The organism is Chitinophaga sp. 180180018-3 (assembly GCF_037893185.1).
Lineage (GTDB): Bacteria > Bacteroidota > Bacteroidia > Chitinophagales > Chitinophagaceae > Chitinophaga.
This window is the reverse complement of the sequence record NZ_CP140772.1, coordinates 1335993-1352819: the sequence shown is the minus strand read 5'-3', so window position 1 is coordinate 1352819 and position 16827 is coordinate 1335993. Positions and strand designations below refer to the sequence as shown.

General features: G+C 47.2%; 23 protein-coding genes. All 23 read right to left on the bottom strand.

The window, feature by feature from the left end; all coding sequences use genetic code 11:
* Positions 1-24 precede the first annotated feature (24 nt).
* A complete protein-coding gene (locus UNH61_RS05505; RefSeq protein ID WP_326991128.1) occupies positions 25-807 on the bottom strand; it encodes a DUF3560 domain-containing protein in 783 nt (260 codons plus the stop codon).
* A 273-nt stretch (positions 808-1080) separates the two neighbouring features.
* Positions 1081-1290, bottom strand: coding sequence for a hypothetical protein (locus UNH61_RS05500; protein ID WP_326991127.1), 210 nt, complete (start codon positions 1288-1290; stop codon positions 1081-1083).
* 10 nt (positions 1291-1300) lie between these two features.
* Positions 1301-1609, bottom strand: a complete 309-nt coding sequence (locus UNH61_RS05495) for a J domain-containing protein (RefSeq protein ID WP_326991126.1) — start codon at positions 1607-1609, stop codon at positions 1301-1303.
* A gap of 12 nt (positions 1610-1621) precedes the next feature.
* Positions 1622-1852, bottom strand: coding sequence for a hypothetical protein (locus UNH61_RS05490; protein WP_326991125.1), 231 nt, complete (start codon positions 1850-1852; stop codon positions 1622-1624).
* Positions 1853-1908: 56 nt separating this feature from the next.
* Entirely contained in the window at positions 1909-2340 is a 432-nt protein-coding gene (locus UNH61_RS05485; protein ID WP_326991124.1) for a hypothetical protein, read from the bottom strand.
* A gap of 38 nt (positions 2341-2378) precedes the next feature.
* Complete coding sequence (locus UNH61_RS05480; RefSeq protein ID WP_326991122.1) at positions 2379-2855, bottom strand: hypothetical protein; 477 nt, start codon at positions 2853-2855, stop codon at positions 2379-2381.
* A 12-nt stretch (positions 2856-2867) separates the two neighbouring features.
* The gene (locus tag UNH61_RS05475; protein ID WP_326991121.1) at positions 2868-3080 is read right to left on the bottom strand and encodes a hypothetical protein; all 213 of its coding nucleotides are present in this window, start codon (positions 3078-3080) and stop codon (positions 2868-2870) included.
* A 431-nt stretch (positions 3081-3511) separates the two neighbouring features.
* On the bottom strand, positions 3512-4021 hold the full coding sequence (locus UNH61_RS05470; RefSeq protein WP_326991120.1) for a hypothetical protein: 510 nt from the start codon (positions 4019-4021) through the stop codon (positions 3512-3514).
* Between the two features lies 1 nt (position 4022).
* The gene (locus tag UNH61_RS05465) at positions 4023-4523 is read right to left on the bottom strand and encodes a hypothetical protein (protein WP_326991119.1); all 501 of its coding nucleotides are present in this window, start codon (positions 4521-4523) and stop codon (positions 4023-4025) included.
* A gap of 113 nt (positions 4524-4636) precedes the next feature.
* Positions 4637-5941, bottom strand: coding sequence for a hypothetical protein (locus UNH61_RS05460; protein ID WP_326991118.1), 1305 nt, complete (start codon positions 5939-5941; stop codon positions 4637-4639).
* Positions 5942-5953: 12 nt separating this feature from the next.
* Positions 5954-6568, bottom strand: coding sequence for a hypothetical protein (locus UNH61_RS05455; protein ID WP_326991117.1), 615 nt, complete (start codon positions 6566-6568; stop codon positions 5954-5956).
* A gap of 32 nt (positions 6569-6600) precedes the next feature.
* Complete coding sequence (gene traN / locus UNH61_RS05450; RefSeq protein ID WP_326991116.1) at positions 6601-7404, bottom strand: conjugative transposon protein TraN; 804 nt, start codon at positions 7402-7404, stop codon at positions 6601-6603.
* Between the two features lie 18 nt (positions 7405-7422).
* Positions 7423-8673 (bottom strand): conjugative transposon protein TraM, encoded by a 1251-nt coding sequence (gene traM, locus UNH61_RS05445; RefSeq protein ID WP_326991115.1) that lies wholly within the window; start codon positions 8671-8673, stop codon positions 7423-7425.
* Between the two features lie 10 nt (positions 8674-8683).
* Complete coding sequence (locus tag UNH61_RS05440) at positions 8684-9142, bottom strand: hypothetical protein (RefSeq protein ID WP_326991114.1); 459 nt, start codon at positions 9140-9142, stop codon at positions 8684-8686.
* Between the two features lie 4 nt (positions 9143-9146).
* Complete coding sequence (gene traK, locus UNH61_RS05435; RefSeq protein ID WP_326991113.1) at positions 9147-9767, bottom strand: conjugative transposon protein TraK; 621 nt, start codon at positions 9765-9767, stop codon at positions 9147-9149.
* 38 nt (positions 9768-9805) lie between these two features.
* Positions 9806-10873: a conjugative transposon protein TraJ gene (traJ, locus tag UNH61_RS05430; protein ID WP_326991112.1), complete on the bottom strand. Its 1068-nt coding sequence runs from the start codon at positions 10871-10873 to the stop codon at positions 9806-9808.
* A 14-nt stretch (positions 10874-10887) separates the two neighbouring features.
* Positions 10888-11523, bottom strand: a complete 636-nt coding sequence (locus tag UNH61_RS05425; RefSeq protein ID WP_326991111.1) for a TerB family tellurite resistance protein — start codon at positions 11521-11523, stop codon at positions 10888-10890.
* Positions 11524-11553: 30 nt separating this feature from the next.
* Entirely contained in the window at positions 11554-12201 is a 648-nt protein-coding gene (locus UNH61_RS05420; protein WP_326991110.1) for a hypothetical protein, read from the bottom strand.
* 6 nt (positions 12202-12207) lie between these two features.
* Entirely contained in the window at positions 12208-13029 is an 822-nt protein-coding gene (locus tag UNH61_RS05415) for a conjugal transfer protein TraI (protein ID WP_326991108.1), read from the bottom strand.
* A 58-nt stretch (positions 13030-13087) separates the two neighbouring features.
* Positions 13088-13486 (bottom strand): hypothetical protein, encoded by a 399-nt coding sequence (locus UNH61_RS05410; protein WP_326991107.1) that lies wholly within the window; start codon positions 13484-13486, stop codon positions 13088-13090.
* Between the two features lie 45 nt (positions 13487-13531).
* On the bottom strand, positions 13532-16045 hold the full coding sequence (locus UNH61_RS05405) for a TraG family conjugative transposon ATPase (RefSeq protein ID WP_326991106.1): 2514 nt from the start codon (positions 16043-16045) through the stop codon (positions 13532-13534).
* Positions 16045-16371 carry a DUF4133 domain-containing protein gene (locus tag UNH61_RS05400; protein ID WP_326991105.1) on the bottom strand — a complete coding sequence of 109 codons (327 nt, stop codon included), beginning with the start codon at positions 16369-16371 and terminating at the stop codon, positions 16045-16047. Before UNH61_RS05400 ends, UNH61_RS05405 begins: the two co-directional genes overlap by 1 nt.
* Positions 16371-16820, bottom strand: coding sequence for a hypothetical protein (locus tag UNH61_RS05395; protein WP_326991104.1), 450 nt, complete (start codon positions 16818-16820; stop codon positions 16371-16373). Before UNH61_RS05395 ends, UNH61_RS05400 begins: the two co-directional genes overlap by 1 nt.
* Positions 16821-16827: the final 7 nt, after the last annotated feature.

Genomic DNA, 16827 nt, shown 5'->3' with positions numbered 1-16827 from the left:
CCGGCAGCGGCGCCCGCTGTTGGATTATTCGGGGTTATATTCCCGTAAAAAAGATTTGGCAGCATAAAAACCGGCATTGTTCAGTTGGCGCTGCCAGGCCATTTCCTCCCGGCAAAATATAAAGCCACTATGGCGAAGCGCCTCGCGCACCGCTTCGGCGGGTTTGCCGGGAAAGATCAATTGCAGGCGGTTGACTTCTACATTCTGCACGATGCGCACGCCCTTAAAAGTAAATTCCTGCGTGGTGAGGGCTGCCAGTTTTTCCAATTGGGCAATACGCTGTTTGGTAGTGCGTATCACGGCATTGTTATTACTTAACCGGTAGCGCGGATAGCCTATATCCCACCGGCTGGTGGCACTGGTAAGCTCTGTCCAAAGGGCCTCTGTGGCACCGGGGAGTTGCAGGAATGCAGCTTTATCGCCTTTCTTAATATACTTATTGGTTAGCTTCATGAATTCCTGCATAGCGGTAAGCCGTTCTAACTTATTTTTCAGCAGGTCCAGCGCGTCCGGGTTGTCGGAAGATATAGCGGTATTTTTTTCGATGGATTCCGCTTTATCCTCATAGTAGGCAGCTTTTTGTGTCGCTTCGATGCTTTTGCGCATGTTGTTGTTGATCTTCTCCAGGTCGCGGCGGTGGCGCTTTTCGGAGTGATGGCCTACCAGTATCGGCTGACCGGGAGGAATGAAACTACTGATTTCATCAGCCGTATTGTAACGGCGGGTAGATTCCTGTTCGCTTTTGGCGGCTTGCTCTCTGGCGTAGTCTATGCGCCGTTGTTTTCTTTCGTGATAATTGTGTTTCATATATGTATGTTTTTGTTTTAAAAATTGGGATGGCGGAAATAATGGGAAGTGCCGCTGCTCGGCTGTTTGCCGGTCGTTAGCCTTACCTCTGCTTTGTAAAAGCACGCGGTGCGAAGGGCGAGCGCTTCGGCTTTTTTGCGACTTTTAAAGCGCCGGGAATACGCAGGGATAAAGGCCGAGGGCGTCCGGTAACCGAGTACGATTATTTGAAAATGATATGTTTGCATGGAAGAAGTGCGCCAGTAGGCGGCGGAGGCGCGGCCGCTTTAAGTGTTACCATTTCCTTTTTTTAGGTGAGCGAACTTGGCGGATGCGCTCAATGGCGCAAAGCGGGCAGCCTTCGAGGCAAAGCAGTTGTGCAATGGCCGCCATCAGGCCCGAAGATGGGCCGATGGTTAGGCGGGTCGTGCCGCGGTCGTGGCGGAGGGTGAAGCGGAACCATTCCATCCCGTGGGTGTGCTTGACTTGTTTGTTTTTCTGCATAGCGGGTGGATTAACTGGTTAAGAGGGTGTAAGCAGCAATGATCTTTTTGCTCATTTCTTCCGCCTCTGCTGCGCGGTCCGGGTTGCGGTCGGGGTGCCACTGCATCATCAGTTGCCGAAATGCTTTTTTTATGGCCGCGGGGCTGGCGTCTGATGGTATGTTCAGTACTTCGTGGGGTGTTTGCGCTTGGCCCTGAAAAAAGGCGGTGGCATCTTCTTTGCTCATGCGGTCTTTAAATGCCCCTTTCCACTGGTTTGCATCGCCGTAGCCGTCGCCGGTGTCGTAGGTTTGGTAACCGTCTAAAAATGATTTTGCCATGGTGTTAGTGGTTTATAATGTTGACTTCAAAAGGATTTCTTTACCGGGTAAGTTGAGAGCGTCCAGGTGCTTGCAATGGCGGTGCGCCTTCCAGCCGGGGCAGCTACATACCCAATGTCTTTTTTTGATGTTTTGAGCGATTATATAGAGGCGGTTAGAGCTGGCGCTCCTGATGTTGAACCGGTTTTGCCATTGGTCGTTATCCGGTAATTGCAGTTCTGCATTTACATAAATGGTAATCATGGTTTACATTATTTAGTGTGAGAAAATGAGAGGGCGCCGGGGCGCCCCCGGATCTGTTATTGTAAAAAGCCTTGTTGCTTGATGTTGCGCAGCCAGATATTGGCGAAATAGGTTTGGTCGGCTTGTTCACGCGGATAGAAACCGCCAAAGCTGCTGCCGTTAAAGCGCACACTTTCGCGGTAATGGCCGGTAGTATCCTGGCGAAAGGATGCGGGGCAGATAATTACCGTTTTAGGGTTGCAGCCTTTTGCATAGCCCATAACAATAAAATCCATAGCGGGATCGTGCATTGTATCGCCGTATTGTAAGAAGGTGTGCGCGAGCTGGTAAATGTCGGCGGTGTGTGTTTCGCCGTCGCCATGCAGGGGGCCGACTTTGGAAAGAATGAGGGGCATAAACCCCTCGCTTTTAAATTCGTGGAAACTGTTGTTTGCTTTGTCCAGGAGGGTGCAAAACACTTTTGTAGCGGATTGATTCAAATTTTTCATCGTGTATTATTTTGAAGTGAAAAAATGGAAGGGTGTTTTTAATGGGTTAGCAGCGGGCGCGTGTTGCGGGCGATGGTTTGGCTGCCATAGCGGTTTTTAATCTGCTCTAGTGTGAGGTTACCGCCGTGTAAACATTTGTATTCTTCCGGCCGGTAGTACCAGCATTGTTTTTTGGAAGCATAAAAAAGCCCGGCGGCTTTTAGCTCTTTGCGTACGGCGTAGGTGTTGCCGGATACCCAAATCCAAAGGCCCACCAGTTCAATGATGACGCCTTCCAGGTGAATAATTTTTTCGAGCGTTTCGCGGTAACGCTCTGTTTCGGTGATCGCTTCTTCCTGCTCGGCGTCGGAAAGATCAGCGCCCCGGTAAATGGCGGCGCAGGCTTCCGCGTATTCCCTATTAATGGCCTGCATGGTGGCGGTATCTCCGCCCCTGTCGGGGTGGTGCGTTTTTGCCAGTTCCCTGTAAAGGGCTTTTATTTCGTCGATCGTGGAGCAATTTTTAAAGTACTGCATGAGGTGGGCGGTTTATGCGGTGAACAAAGTGAGGTGTTGAGCAGTGCGGGCCGGGTCAATGCCTTTGCGCGAGTGCTTGCGCGCCAGGTGATAAACCATTATATCCGCATTCTGAAAAATGGCCCATGCGCTGGTGAGGGCCTTAGCGCGGGAAACATGTTTCGCGCGCTGGATCTGCCAGCTTGTTTGCATGAGCGCGACGAGTGAAAAAGTGTGTCGTTTCATAATGATGTTTTTAAAGTTTTTTAAAGCCGTAGTGAACGCCTGCCGCCTTCCACATACCCGTAGCGACCAGCCAATTCACGGGGGATGCTGGAGAACGAGGACTTTAAAAAAAATACTACCCGGCGAAGGCGCCGGGCCATCATGAGGTGCGACAACCGCAGTGAAAGAGATGGGAAGAGAGCGAGAGAAAGGGGTGGAGATTTTTTTTAAGACTCCTTGTTCGGAGGCATCCACCGTGCATTAACTTCGCGAAAAGGGTGAGTGAAAGGCCATTTTAGAATATATTGGTACTGGCATCTTCATTTGTGAAATAAAAGGCATAAAAAAAGGGCGCTATCCTTTCGGACGCGCCCTTACTTATCCCTGATTAGGCTGTATTGCTTCACCGGTTGCACTCCTGCAGAGCCGGGGTCCTCTTCGAGCCTAATAGTTTAGTTCAACGTTATACCTTTATTTTCATCTGGCCGTATAAGCCGCACAAACAGGTGTTTCCTAAGTGTTTCAATTTCCTGTTGGATCAGGTCTTTGGTGGTAGTAGCTAAAAATGTTTTTTCATCGCCGTGCAGGTTACGCTCACGGGAAAGATACAGGCCGCTTTTTTTTTCAAAATCCTTTACGCTGATAGCATTTGTATTGATGTTCAGGTAAATTCCTTCCGGCAGGTGGCGCCATTTGTTTTCCGGCATATACAGTTTTGTAGCCAGCAGCTCCTGACGGTGTTTTGCCAGTGCCAGTTCCTGAATAAAAGCGGGCAGTTTAAAGTTGAGTGCAAGTTGCGGCACCAGCATACGCATGTCAATTTTTTCCATCCAGGCAGCCGCATGTTTTAAATTATGAAAGCTGTCTACAATGATGGTTTGTGAAGGCATACCCTTTTCATTATACCACATCTTTTCCAGGTTCCTCACTGAACATACCACATCATATTTCATCACTGGCATTTTAGGGTTTTAAATGCGAATTGCGATCCGACTTTACTTTGCGGGGCGTATGATGATAATGCTTATCAATTATGGAGTGCTGTTTTTTTACCAGCTCCTCTTTGGTATGCAGCAGAAAATGTTCTTCCCGTGGCCCCATTGCCTTATAGGAAGAAAGGGGAAAACGGGAAAGTTTTTCAAAGCTCTCCAGGGAATACATTGAAGGCCGCATGTTCAGGTAGATACCGGGTGGCATCCCGATATTCTCGTACTGGTCAAAATAGCGTACAGTAAGTAGAACGTTGGCACTTTCATCGAGGATGGCAGCCGTTTTTAGTTGCCGCGCAAGGCGTAGTTCCTGGGAAAGTTCAGGAATAAACTCACGCATATCGAAAGCCTGTACGGCGCCCATTGCTTTATGCAGGGAGCGGTATTGTGTGAAGGTTTCCGTTGGCGCCGTGGTTTCCGTAGCCGGGGGCATTTCTGGTTTATGCGGATAGAACTGAATAGCTAAAGTGTACATACAACAAACGGAAAATAGTAAAAAATGTCTGCCCGCCGCAAAACAGCGGGCAGACGATGAACGGAGCGTCGCAACGGGGGCTGAACAGCCAGTAAACGCTGACACCAAAAAAATCAAGCATGTTTTCGCTGGCTTCTACCGGTGTCTGCTTTTACCTCGCGTACCTTTTTGCCGGAACGGCCATTAAGTTCCTTTGCTCCTTTTTGCCCTTCCTGGTGAGGTTGTTCCACGGGTGTCGTTTTTACAGAATTTTCGGCCCCCACCGCTGGCCCTTCCTTCCCTACTGCGGGATTAGCAGTAACATCCGGTTCAGTTTTTTGTGCTGTGCCAGCCGGTTGTTCTCTTTTTTTTTGCAGGGTATTTTCACGCGGTACGGTAACTGACGCTTTGGGCTCAAAATGTTCAGGCGCTTCTTTCTTACCCACTACCACGCTTCCTTCCGCAGTTTGAATTATAACCATTTGGTCTTTACGGTAATCATTATGCGGAAGGATCTTACCGGTTTTCAAAGAGGTTAGTTGAATGCTTCCATTATCAGGATCAGCTTTAATAAGGATTCTTGCATCGCCCGTTTTATTGAGATTGTTCACCACTACGGTGCCGCCCCTACGCAATTCTGTATCCAGGAACTTGAACTTCGCGGCATCCACCACTTCCACCAGGTTCAGGCTCAAAAGTTTCTCGGTAATTGGAAAATCATTTGCCAGTTTCATCTGTGTTACCCCGCTTTCATGCACCTGGTTCAATATGGGCTGTACCCAACCGATGAAGTTCGATGGTTGGCCTTCCGGTGCCTTTTTATACAACCGCTTTTGCACGTAGGAATTTTCCACCGTTAACAGGTTGAACATTTCGTCCGGCTGTAGTTTATAGTATGAGCTAAACGTGGCTGTTACGGTATTATCCTGGATCACCTTTTCAATGCCTGCTGCTCTTTCGGGACTGATTTCAAACGGCGTAATGGGATTGTATTTTGCAACAATTACATCAAAGATTTCCGGCGCCTCGTTGTGCAGCATCTGCATCGTAGAGGCGATCTGTCGGCCATGTTCAGCCGCACGCTCATTGTAGAGCTCCTGCGCGTTTGGTTGTGTCATGTCAACAGACGGCGGGTATTGCAACAAAAATTCCACCTCTTTGAAATGAGTTGAATTAGCGATTTCCGAAGGCACTTTAACATCCGTAATGGACGCTTCCACCGCGGAAAGGCTATGCCGTTCCAATTTTTTATTGTAGTCTACACGGATTTCCATATCCATGTATTTGTCACCGCGCTCAAAGGTTTCATACATGGCAAATTGACCGAGGCCATCGTCAATGGCTGTACGTATATCTTTTTCAAATTTTGCACGGGGAATGCCCATACGGTCAAATTCCTGCAAGAGCTTTTCCACGTTTTCTTCCCTGTTCTGTTCCATAAAGCTATTTTTTTACAGTGATTGTGATTTACCTGTACTCGCAGCCAGAACGGTGCGTTGGCGGTGTGTTTTTCTTAGCGCCAGGCGGTTCTGGTGAGTATTGGTAAAGGATACCTGCGGATTATCTGATCCGGTGATAGGCGTTGACCGTTGATGCTGCGCTGGTGCCGGAGCAGGTAATTCCCTGGGCGCCTGGTCTTGCGTTTGAGCATTGGACGCAGAAGGCGAAGGCGTACCATTGTTACGGCCCTGCGCATAATCTACCTGTGCGGTGTTCAATACATCAGCGGTATTCTTGTTTCTGCGGTTCTCGATAGCACGAACAGCAAGTCCCCAGGCCGCAACAGCAACTTCTTGGGTGCGTTCTACTACCCGTTTTACAAATCGAAGCACGGGATTGGGTGTAAGTTTTCTTTCCAGGTCGCGGGTTTGCGATTTCAGGATGTTACGGTCGTCCTTCTCCTGTTCCGTTAGTTTCAGCCCGCGTGTTTCGCGCAAGGTTCGTTTCCAGGCTTTGAGTTTCACTTTGGCGAAGGCACGGCTGTTTTCAAGACCTTCACCATAGCGTTGTCGGTAATGCTTTTCGCGGTCTTGCCAGGACGCCATAGCAGCATCAATACGGCTCATAATGAATACATTTAAAAATGAGAAAATCGATTTTACCGCAGGGATCGGGCGCGAAGTATATGCTTGCCTTTAATTTTCAGAGCCATGTGGCGGTCGCCGTTCTTCTCGAAGCATTCCATGACAAACAATTTGTTGTCGGCAATCGTAAACTGATCCATCGCTACTACGAAGTGGCCACTGGTGTGCGGGTCTATAACCGGTCGCTGGGCGAAGTAGCGTGGCAATACTTCCTTTTCCATACGCGAAGAACGTTTGGCTTTGGTCTTATCGCGGTGATAGGTACGAAGAAAGGCCAGTGAAAAAGGTATATTGGAATGGTTCGTTAAAGAAAACTGGAAAAACAATACACCGCCTTTTGCATAAATACCATCGAGGCGCATTTCCATCGCATATGATCTTTTAGCCGGATGGCGGGTTATAGGTAGCAAACCGGCGATCAGTTCAGACTGTGCCTGTACTTCCGGGTCGTTGAGCGGCCGTTCTGTAGCTGGCGGCAAATTCAGTGGCGCCTGGGTAAAATTATACGCCAGTTCAAAGGGCGATGGGTTATAGGAAACGCTGACGGTATAAATTTTATCGTCCTCGGTGAATACGGTAAGATTTGTCTGTTGAAAACCATCTTTGACGGCTTTTACCTTTAATACGTGCCGGGCGTTTTTCACCGGCTGGATGATAATATCGGCACTGCCGCGATCAGCATCTTTAATGGCAGTAGGAAATACCAGCATAGTAGTAGTATTTTTTCCCACCTGGATAGATTGCGGATATGCCGGCACTTGCGCCTGCGCGTTAAAAAAACCGGAAACCAGGATCATTAATACAAACAGCACTTTCATCTTTTTCACGTTTAATGATTAATTGTTATTGGAATTCATGAGTAATACGGGATGGTCGGCTTTCACCGTCACCCGCACGAGTTTTGTTTTTTTAGACAAAAAGGATTTTACCGTTTCGATCCCTGCGGATGCCGCCTGTGCGGTGATCGACGGATCTAAAGAGGACATTTGAAGCGTTTGCAAAGCATCGTCGGCACCTTGCTTGGCTGCGTCACGGGAAATGGCCCCCGGAATATGAATACCTTCGATACCATCGAGCGAGAAAACCGTCAAGTCCACCGGGAACACGGCATCCTGGTAGCGGATATGCTCAATATGAATTTGCAGACGTTCGCCGTTCAGGGTAGCTACTCCGGCCACGAATGTGCCCGTGGGAATCAGCTTACCTTGCAGGAACAAGTCTTGCGTCGTGCGCAGTTTTACGTTGGCACCGCTCACAAGAGTTTGGTTTTCGTGGATAACAGCGGTGATGCCGTTATTGGAAAAGTCGGGGGTTGTTTCTTCAAGGCCATAAAACCCGGTAATAGATGCGCTTGCGGCGCTGATACGGGATAGCATTTTTTTACGGGTGGAATCTTCTGCCAGTAAGTCATCGAGCTGGCTTTCTTCCTGGTTCTGTATTGGAAAGACCTTATCCTTGTCTTTGCTGGAATTAGCTTTCAGTTTATCACGCACTCTTTCGGGATGTTGAATATCCAGCACTTTTTCGAGCATACCGTTCAACTGCGCCAATTCAGGATCACTCCCGGCTGTGGCGGTAGAACCGCTAAGGCTTTGCATCATAGCTTCCAGTCGCGCCATATCTTCGTCCTTTTGTTGATAGACGGATTCGGTGGCCGTTGCTGCTGTGGCTACAGGTTTGGGAGGCTCCGTACGTAGCTGCTGTTCCAGTTCTGTGAGCTTCTCGCGCACTTTTCGCTCATTGGCATCATCGCTTTCATACGGAGCGGGTGAAGCGCCGGGCTGACTGGCAAAGGGACTGATTTCCGCCGGGTCATGTTCACTATCCTGACGGAAAGGATCGTTGCGCATCTGTTCTCGCAGTTCCAGGGAATCTTTATCTGCCTGCTGGTATAAGCTCATTTTGTCTGCCGGGCCATCTTTAAGAAGCTGCGCCGACGGCAGGCTGGCATTGATACCTTGCGCATTTGCTACCGGTGCGACTTTTCCTTTGCCTCCACCAAGCGACCAAAAAAGGAAGGCAACAAAAGGAAGTACCAGTACCGGCACTACCATCAAGAATCTCTTTTTTCTTTCCCACTGTTCCATGTTCACATTGTTATTGATGATAAAATATTTTTCTAAGTACAGCGATACTATCAGACAAACCGGGGCGTTGCCGGAAGTACGCATCTAATTGCGCTTTACCTTCCTGGGTCTGGCTCATACTATCAATGGTTTGCAGGTAGCGGCGAATGGTTAGCGTATCCTCCCTAGTGATGGGCGTTTGTACGTTAGCGTTGGTATTCGGTTGAATAGCTGGCATCCTTAAAGGCTGTACTGCTACCGGTGCCGAGAAGCTGTTAATGCCAGGTGTTATTCCCGCCAGGAAAATGAGTACGCAGCCGCTACAGGAGCAAAGCATGAAGATGGCAAGGCTCCATTTTTTTTGAGCCATCGTAAGACGCGCTTCCCGCTGCTGCATCCAGTTCACCCATTTCTTTTGCAACCAGGCAAACATTTGCGAGGTACGGATGGCAAGCACTGATGGAGGTCTGTTTTGTTTCCTTTTCCACATAACCTTATCGTTTGGTGATTTCTAAATCGCGGTTTTCAAGGGTGGACCAGCGTTCGATCAGAAAGCCGTGCGGGTTGTTGTCGCTGCGTTCCTGGAGATCCCGTATATACCCTTCGGTTATAAGGCTACGGGTGACGATGGAGGTTGAACGGACTATGCGTTGCTTGCCGTAGTAGCGGAAATAGTATGGGTAGTTGGTGGTATTGACGGCAATACTATCCGGTGTTACGTCCTGGCTGATATTGGCACTCACCACTTGCATGTAATATCCCTTTTCCAGCAAATTGTCATACTGCGCTTTAGCACTGTTGTCGGCGAGGTAGAGCGCCTTTTTCAAGTTTTCAGTGATGGCCTTATCATCAGGCGATAAACTGAAAAAAAGATGGTGAAATACTTTGATATGGTCGCGGGCTTCTACAGCGATGTTGTCCTTCTTATTACTGGCAAAGGCTTCGATAGCTTTACCATCTGAAATGATATACACGCGCTGTTGGGCTGCGGTGGCAAAATTCATGGCATAGAACAGTGCATAGCAACTGATGATGATGTTTGCCAGGATAAGTACAAGACTGAACAAGCGCACATGCTTGAATGCGGTATCCAGGTTCTTTAATTGATGAAACATATCTTCTTCACTTTATCGGTCACACAATAATTTTCATGTTAAAAAGAAACCTTGCCAGTTGCCACCGCAGTCGGTGCGCCAAAAGCTACACCGCTAAAAGTTTGGGTGGCTTTCTGTTGAAGGGCGCCACCACCTCCCACATGTACGATCTGGTCGGCAATACTGGGTACAGTCGTGTAGGCAATGATGCCGATCAGCATGAATATGATATACCCCAGGTCGTAGGTGCTAAAAAAAGTGGTACCGGTTTCCGCGAGATTTTTCAAATCCATTTTTAGTATGTTTTCCTGAATGGTGCCCAGTACAGCACCCAGGATATTGGCAACCGGTAGCCAGAGGTAGATATTGATGTAGCGTGCCAGGTACATGTTGAGCGTGTGTTGGAAGCCATCAAATACGCTGATGCCGAGCACCAGTGGGCCGAGCATGGCTAAAATTATCAGGTTAAACGTTCGTAGCGTATTTATACAAAGGGCGGCAGCGGCATAGATAATTTGCAGGATGATACTGATGATGCGCTTTATATCATTGGTGAAGTTGTAGGCCATTTTTGCCATTACAAATTCCATCGAGTTACCGATCTTTTCTACCCACCCTTCTTGTTGCACATCAGGGTGTGCATACTCCATCCAGAGTGAACGGTCACCGGTTCCGCTTTCACCGACGAGTGCCTTCCACTGGTCACTTTTACGCATTTCCGCCTCCTTCTTTTTAAATAATTCGGCAATAGCTTTATCGGAATTATCCACCAGTTGCGCAGTGCCGGTAACAATGGGATTCAAAGCCCCGTTGATAACCGCTAGTACCTGGGGAAACAGCGTGATGGCAAGGCCGAGGGCGAACGGTCGAAAAAGCGGATAGAAGTCAATGCTTTCGGCGCGGGCAATATGCCCCCATACGCGGTAAGCAATGTACCATATAGCCGCAAACCCAGCGACAGCGCGCCCTACGTTTATCAGGCTGCCGACTTTGGGCAGCATATCTTTGTACAGTGTTTCCAGGACGGACTGGAAACTTTTAATATCACCCGCCATTCCCTGTGCCTGGGAAAGAAATGGACAGCACACTGCCAGCAGCAATAAGCTGGCGCCCACACAATATTTCATACCCTACGATTGAATTAATTTTTAAAATTGTAAAGGCCGTTGAGGTTATCAACTTCCACTTTCTCCTTGCGCTTTTGCAGATAAAGCATTTTCGCTTCTTCATTGAATTGCCGCAGGAAGGTTCTTTTCTCCTTCATTTCTTTGTAAATCCGGTCTATGGCGCTTAGGCGTTCTTCATCGGACATGCGTAGCTGGTTGGTAGTGATGACCATTGTTAATTCTTCCAGGTTGGCAAGACTTCGCTGGAACAGGTTGTTATACACTGCTTCCAGATAAGCGAGGTTACTTTCGGTAAAAGCACCGGAATTTTTGAAGTGACGAAAAGCAGCTTTGTATTCGTTCAGAATGTCGATTTGATAATTTACAATATCCGGTATGCGTTGGTACTTGCGCACTTCCGGGGATACCAGGTAAAGGCCATCAAGAAATGCCTGGTGCAGTTTGTAATTACCAGAGGCAACGTCTTTGACCTTGTTGTATCCTTCGGTAAGTACTTTATATCCCTTATACATCTGCTCCAGGATCTGTTTAAACTGCGTGAGCTTTTCGATATTGAGCGCCAGTTGCGCCAGTTCTGCCGCTTGTGCGTTGGCACGATAGGGAAAGGATGCCACCAGCAACAAAAGCATTACACTACATATGCGTTTCATGGAAATCATTTTTTCCTGATTAAAATTTATTTACTGCGCAGGAAGGTTGTAGAGTTCCCGCATAGCGCGGTTCTCGGAAAGTTCCTGCAAACGGCTGCGGTCAATGAATCCGACGTGTTGGGAAAGTGTGTAGGCTGTTTTTGCCTGCTGTGTACTGGTGAGGTATAAATTGTCAATGCGCCGCAGGCGTTCGTCATCGCTCATTTCATACTTACCGTTGAGTACAACAGCGGATAACTGATCGATGGTTTTAGCCACTTCACTAAGTAAGGCATCAGTGATTTCAGATACTGCTGCCAGTTCTCCGCTGGCGAAACGGGGGCTGCTTCTGGCCTGGCGGATACTTTGATGGGCTACCTGCACAATGGTGACCTGGTTGGCAATAATATCGGCCACCCGTGCATATTTTTTCACTTTCGGATTGACAGTTTTCAGTCCAGTAAAAAAAGCGGTGTGAAGGGAGAATTCACCGTTCTTAATGGCATGGATGGTATTGTAACCTTGTTTCGCAATCTCATATCCTTTTTTTATTTGGGCAATCTGCGCCTGCAAGGCAACAATTTGCTGGATAAGATATTTGCGTTGCGTGGCCTTTTGCCGTAACCATTCATCTACGCCCTGGGCATACGATGCCGTAGCCATGCAAAGGGCGATCAGAAATAATACACACATTTTCATACTACACTATTTTATTCCGTACAGGGCTTTTAATCCCATTACTTCTGTTTGATCTTTTGCCCGTTGCATGCTTAATAAAGCGTTATTGCGGTTGAATTCCAGCAGGTGGCTAAAATTGCGATCAACACGTTCGCCTGCTGCGGAAATTAGTTCCAGGCGTTTGGCATCTGACATTCTGGTGGACAGCGCATTTACTACGAGCAACAGTTCATCGATGTTCTTCATGCTTTCATCAAAAATGCCCTGGTAGATAAAGCCCATTTGCTCGATCTCTTGCGGGGTGAAATTCTTGTCACGCTTAAACAGTGCATAAGCGCGTTTGTATTCATCTACCAGGTCGATCTGTCGCTGGATGATTGCTTTCACGCGCCGGTAATAGGCAATCGTATTGCGCACTTTTTGCAGTTCATCGTAATACTTTGCATATTGCTCGCGTTGCTTGTCCATCCAATCCCCGATTTCATTGAGTTTGAGTTTGGACAGCGTATTTTCAACGGCACGCTGCGCGTTTTGTAAGCCGATGGTTTTGTTTTGCAAGCGTTGCACCTGTAAGTCAATGGCCTTGATAATTTTCTTTGCTGCGGCTTTTACTACTACCCAAACAATAGCATGGCTGCGTTTCGTGGGCATGATAGTAAACAGGCAGACAATCACGGATAACCAGATACACTTTTTCATTTCGCACACATTTTCATTTGACACAATAGGTACCTTGTTGGCCGCAGTGCGGTCAAATACTAAAAAATAAGAAGGGGGAAATTGATGTAGTGTGGGCTTAGAGGAGGTGGTTAACAAAACAGAAAGGTATCGCTTGATCCATGCACGCATGCAGGATACCTATAGGGGCATTCTACATGCGTACATGGGTTGGGGCAAGCAGATCACTTTAGGGAGCGGTGGCGGTGCTTACTTTTTTAAACACTTCATTGGGTACGGACAGGGTGCTATCCTTTAAATCCACCTTGAAGTCCAGTCCACGCTCTGCTATCGTTAATTTGTTTTCGTTGGGAAAATAAAAGCCCGTAAACTTATCCGTCGTGACATAAGGCGTTTGCATTTGACCGTCTACAATTCTTGTAATGTTGGCAATCTTTTGAATGCTGACCTGTCCTGTTTCTTCATTAAACAGCTTAATAAAATACTGATCTTTTACGACCGACCGTTCCGTTTTGTTGTAACGGACATATTCACCTTCGATGGCTTTCAGATCTCCTTTACCGGCGCATCCAAAAAAAGTGACGGTACATGTGGCAACAAAAACAATAGCTAAAAATGATTTCTTCATAGTATAATTGTTTATCCCTGAATTTAACGAAAATCGCCCGATTTTTTACGCGCTTTTCCTGTCTTTTATCAATTGTTCAATGCCCGCTTCCATGCTACCCATCCGTTCCGCATAATCCAGTACCATAACACGTTCCCTGCCTTCGGTCGTATAGGAGAAATATTCTTCCGGACACAATTCATTTTTATACACTTTCATAATTTGCCCGCCAATGTCGATAAATATTTCCCGGTTATCTTTATTAACGGACAGTAGAATGTTTTTTCCTTTTTCACTCATGCCCAGTACGTCTTGCAGCTTGTCAAATTTGTTTACAAACTTGCGCATGTCCATCAAGATTTTAATGTCGGCGTTGTTGATGATGGCGTCTTTGATAATGGGTGAACTTATCAAGTCATCTAATTCTTGCGTAATCACAATTGGAACACCGTTAAACTTACGGATGGTTTTAAACGCATATTTTAAGAACTCTGCCATACCTGATTTGGCGATGGCTTTCCAGGCTTCATCGATGGTTAGCACCTTGCGTACACCTTTTAGTTTACGCATTTTACTAATAAACAATTCCATGATTATTAATGTAATGACCGGGAAAAGTATAGGATGATCTTTCACATTGTCCAGCTCAAATACAACGAAGGGCTGGTTGAACGCATCGAGCTTTTCTGTGGCATTCAATAGGTAGTCAAATTCCCCACCCTTGTAAAATGGCCGCAGAACATACAGGAAATTGTTGACGTCAAAATCGCGGTCCTTAACATTGAAGGCTTTCAGCTCCTGGGTGTAAATGGTTTCCAGGTATTCATAAAAGCTGTTAAAGCAGGGGAATATTTCAGGGAACTTTTCAAGGTGCAGGTAATAGCCTTGCAAGGCATTGGACAACGCTACATATTCACTGCGGTTAAAGTTTTCATTGTCCTGTTTCCAAAGCGCTACCAGCAGGCTTTTAAGGCTTTCTTTTTTCTCGGTGTCCAGGGTAGCTCCCTCGGAAAGATAAAAGGGGTTGAACTTTATCGGGTTGCTTTCTTCGTAAGTAAAATAATAGCCCTTCAAAAGTTCACACAAACCCTTATAGCTTCCGCCAATGTCCACGGTTACGCAATGTGCGCCCTGGTCGAACAGGGTACGAAGAATGTGGTTTACCGTCATGCTTTTACCGCCTCCGCTGGTACCACATACAAGCGTTCCCATGTTGCTGGTGATCCCGGCTTTACGCGGCCCGTTGTATAGGTCTACAAATACGGGACGACCGGAAAGCCTGTCTGAAAAACGGATGCCGTCTTGGGGGGAAGCAGAACGGTAAGCAGTTTCCATATTCAGGAAGCAAATGGCCTGCTCGGCAAACGTATCGAAGGTATCATTCACGGGGCAGTCTGCTGCGTTGCCCGGCAGGCAAGCCCAAAAAACCTGTGGGGCTCCATGAACTTCCTGCCTGGGTGTACCATCCATCTGTGCGATGGCAGCAGATACCTGGTTACGCAGCTCGCCCAACTGTTCCCTGTCCTCTGTCCAAACAATTAAATTAAAATGCGCTTTTACTGGCTGGCGTTGTTCGCTGACTGCTTCATTGAGAAAGGCATTGGTGGCTTCCATGCTGTAGGTATTTTCCCGGCTGTAAGCGGCTAATGATTGCAGGCGGCGTCTTTTGCTCTCCAGCAATTTTATCGTTTTTTGCGTATCCTCGATAATGATTACCTGGTTGTATATATGGTCGCAGGTAAGCAACTGGCCGATGGGTGCCGCAAATCCAATAGGAAAGCGTGTCTTGTCGGTTGAATACTTATCATACACCATTTTGCTGCCGCACACGGCAGGCATGTCTTCCACGTCGCTCAACGCATACATATTACAATAGCGGTCACCGATTTTCCATTCAGGTTTAAAACCAATATCACGGATCATGGGTTCTTCGGTTTCAGAAAGCAAAAAGCAATACCTTTCCAGTAAACCAGGACTAGCTTCTGTACCCGCGAGTGCATCATCTTTCATGCGTTCGACTTTTATAAAGCCGCCTTCCGAAAGTAACTTTTGAAATTGGCCTGCCTTATCTACAAAATCGCCCAGTGCTTTGAGGTTCGCAGGTTGCGCATGCAGCAAAGGGCGCAGTAGGTTGGAAAACACGGAGCTGGCCGGCTTGCGGTTGGCGGCTTTGCGGGTTAGCATCAGGTAGCAGGAATGAGCCAGGAAGGGCCTTCCCGTGAAATACGCATTGCTTTTTTGCGCCAGAAAAGTTTGGGAAGGCTGATCCTGGGGTGGTTGGTATGCCTGCTTGCAAAACCAATCTTGTTTATGAATAATAGTGCCTGCCGGAAGTACCTTCATCGCTTTTAACCAAATCTGGTGAATGGTATCATACTCGGAATTGGAGAGGGTGAAGATCTCCGGCAGGTCAAGTTTATAGGCACAGGTTACATCACCATGTTTGGAAAGTATAAGGTCACTTTCCACTTTATATACCGGCAGCACTTTTTCAAGTGCCAGCGTTTTTGATTTCTCTTCTTTTAAATGCAAAATAAGGGCGGCAAGCGCCACTAACGCACACGCTACAACTACAATCATCACTTCCTATTTTTCAGTATTTCAAAGAACATTTTTCTAGTTCGGCATGTAATGGCAGGAGTAACCTGGCGGTAGCCAGCTAGCTTCATCAGCCCATGCTGGCCGTATTTATGTGAAAACCGGGATACCCATGAGAAAAGCACAATACCCAACAGCAACACACCCGGAATTAACACATACGTCGGCACTCCTGCCATATAGCACACCGCAAAAACAATCAACAAGCTGATTAACCCAATCAGGAGGTAGGCAAGGTACTGCGCCTTGATGCCCTTGAATTCTAATGCTTTGTTGATGCCTTTGTTGATGGTAAACACTCCCGTCATCACGTTTTCTTTTTCACGTTACCAGTATTCTTTGTCGGTAGCCGGATGTTTCGCGGTTTGAAACGCTTATAACCTAATTTAGCTACCGGAACAATTACAGCTTTATGCTCGCCGCGTTGTTGATATTCGCTTAACCAATCCGGCCAACTGTTGTGATGGAGCTTCATACCTTCGGGATCGAGTACACGCTCATTTGGAATTTTTACAGCGATCACCTGATCTGGCAGACAATGACTGCCTTTTGGCGGATGAAATTGCTCACCGGTTTGTTTGTCGATCAAAAAAATATAGTCCTCATAATTCATTGCATAGTCCATTTGCGTAAACGCTATGGTGTTAAAAGGAGGCGCTACATTTTTTATCTGGTTGTTTGGTATATCAACGGCAAACGTTGCTTTAAAACTTCCTTGCTCAATATGCACTACCGGAATTGTTCGTTCGTTTTGCATACGCACA

Bases quoted from the DNA above. Each gene is read 5' to 3' on its own strand.
- UNH61_RS05505 (WP_326991128.1), bottom strand. From the start codon at position 807: ATGAAACACAATTATCACGAAAGAAAACAACGGCGCATAGACTACGCC.
- UNH61_RS05500 (WP_326991127.1), bottom strand. From the start codon at position 1,290: ATGCAGAAAAACAAACAAGTCAAGCACACCCACGGGATGGAATGGTTC.
- UNH61_RS05495 (WP_326991126.1), bottom strand. From the start codon at position 1,609: ATGGCAAAATCATTTTTAGACGGTTACCAAACCTACGACACCGGCGAC.
- UNH61_RS05490 (WP_326991125.1), bottom strand. From the start codon at position 1,852: ATGATTACCATTTATGTAAATGCAGAACTGCAATTACCGGATAACGAC.
- UNH61_RS05485 (WP_326991124.1), bottom strand. From the start codon at position 2,340: ATGAAAAATTTGAATCAATCCGCTACAAAAGTGTTTTGCACCCTCCTG.
- UNH61_RS05480 (WP_326991122.1), bottom strand. From the start codon at position 2,855: ATGCAGTACTTTAAAAATTGCTCCACGATCGACGAAATAAAAGCCCTT.
- UNH61_RS05475 (WP_326991121.1), bottom strand. From the start codon at position 3,080: ATGAAACGACACACTTTTTCACTCGTCGCGCTCATGCAAACAAGCTGG.
- UNH61_RS05470 (WP_326991120.1), bottom strand. From the start codon at position 4,021: ATGCCAGTGATGAAATATGATGTGGTATGTTCAGTGAGGAACCTGGAA.
- UNH61_RS05465 (WP_326991119.1), bottom strand. From the start codon at position 4,523: ATGTACACTTTAGCTATTCAGTTCTATCCGCATAAACCAGAAATGCCC.
- UNH61_RS05460 (WP_326991118.1), bottom strand. From the start codon at position 5,941: ATGGAACAGAACAGGGAAGAAAACGTGGAAAAGCTCTTGCAGGAATTT.
- UNH61_RS05455 (WP_326991117.1), bottom strand. From the start codon at position 6,568: ATGAGCCGTATTGATGCTGCTATGGCGTCCTGGCAAGACCGCGAAAAG.
- traN (WP_326991116.1), bottom strand. From the start codon at position 7,404: ATGAAAGTGCTGTTTGTATTAATGATCCTGGTTTCCGGTTTTTTTAAC.
- traM (WP_326991115.1), bottom strand. From the start codon at position 8,673: ATGGAACAGTGGGAAAGAAAAAAGAGATTCTTGATGGTAGTGCCGGTA.
- UNH61_RS05440 (WP_326991114.1), bottom strand. From the start codon at position 9,142: ATGTGGAAAAGGAAACAAAACAGACCTCCATCAGTGCTTGCCATCCGT.
- traK (WP_326991113.1), bottom strand. From the start codon at position 9,767: ATGTTTCATCAATTAAAGAACCTGGATACCGCATTCAAGCATGTGCGC.
- traJ (WP_326991112.1), bottom strand. From the start codon at position 10,873: ATGAAATATTGTGTGGGCGCCAGCTTATTGCTGCTGGCAGTGTGCTGT.
- UNH61_RS05425 (WP_326991111.1), bottom strand. From the start codon at position 11,523: ATGAAACGCATATGTAGTGTAATGCTTTTGTTGCTGGTGGCATCCTTT.
- UNH61_RS05420 (WP_326991110.1), bottom strand. From the start codon at position 12,201: ATGAAAATGTGTGTATTATTTCTGATCGCCCTTTGCATGGCTACGGCA.
- UNH61_RS05415 (WP_326991108.1), bottom strand. From the start codon at position 13,029: ATGCGTGCATGGATCAAGCGATACCTTTCTGTTTTGTTAACCACCTCC.
- UNH61_RS05410 (WP_326991107.1), bottom strand. From the start codon at position 13,486: ATGAAGAAATCATTTTTAGCTATTGTTTTTGTTGCCACATGTACCGTC.
- UNH61_RS05405 (WP_326991106.1), bottom strand. From the start codon at position 16,045: ATGATTGTAGTTGTAGCGTGTGCGTTAGTGGCGCTTGCCGCCCTTATT.
- UNH61_RS05400 (WP_326991105.1), bottom strand. From the start codon at position 16,371: ATGACGGGAGTGTTTACCATCAACAAAGGCATCAACAAAGCATTAGAA.
- UNH61_RS05395 (WP_326991104.1), bottom strand. From the start codon at position 16,820: ATGCAAAACGAACGAACAATTCCGGTAGTGCATATTGAGCAAGGAAGT.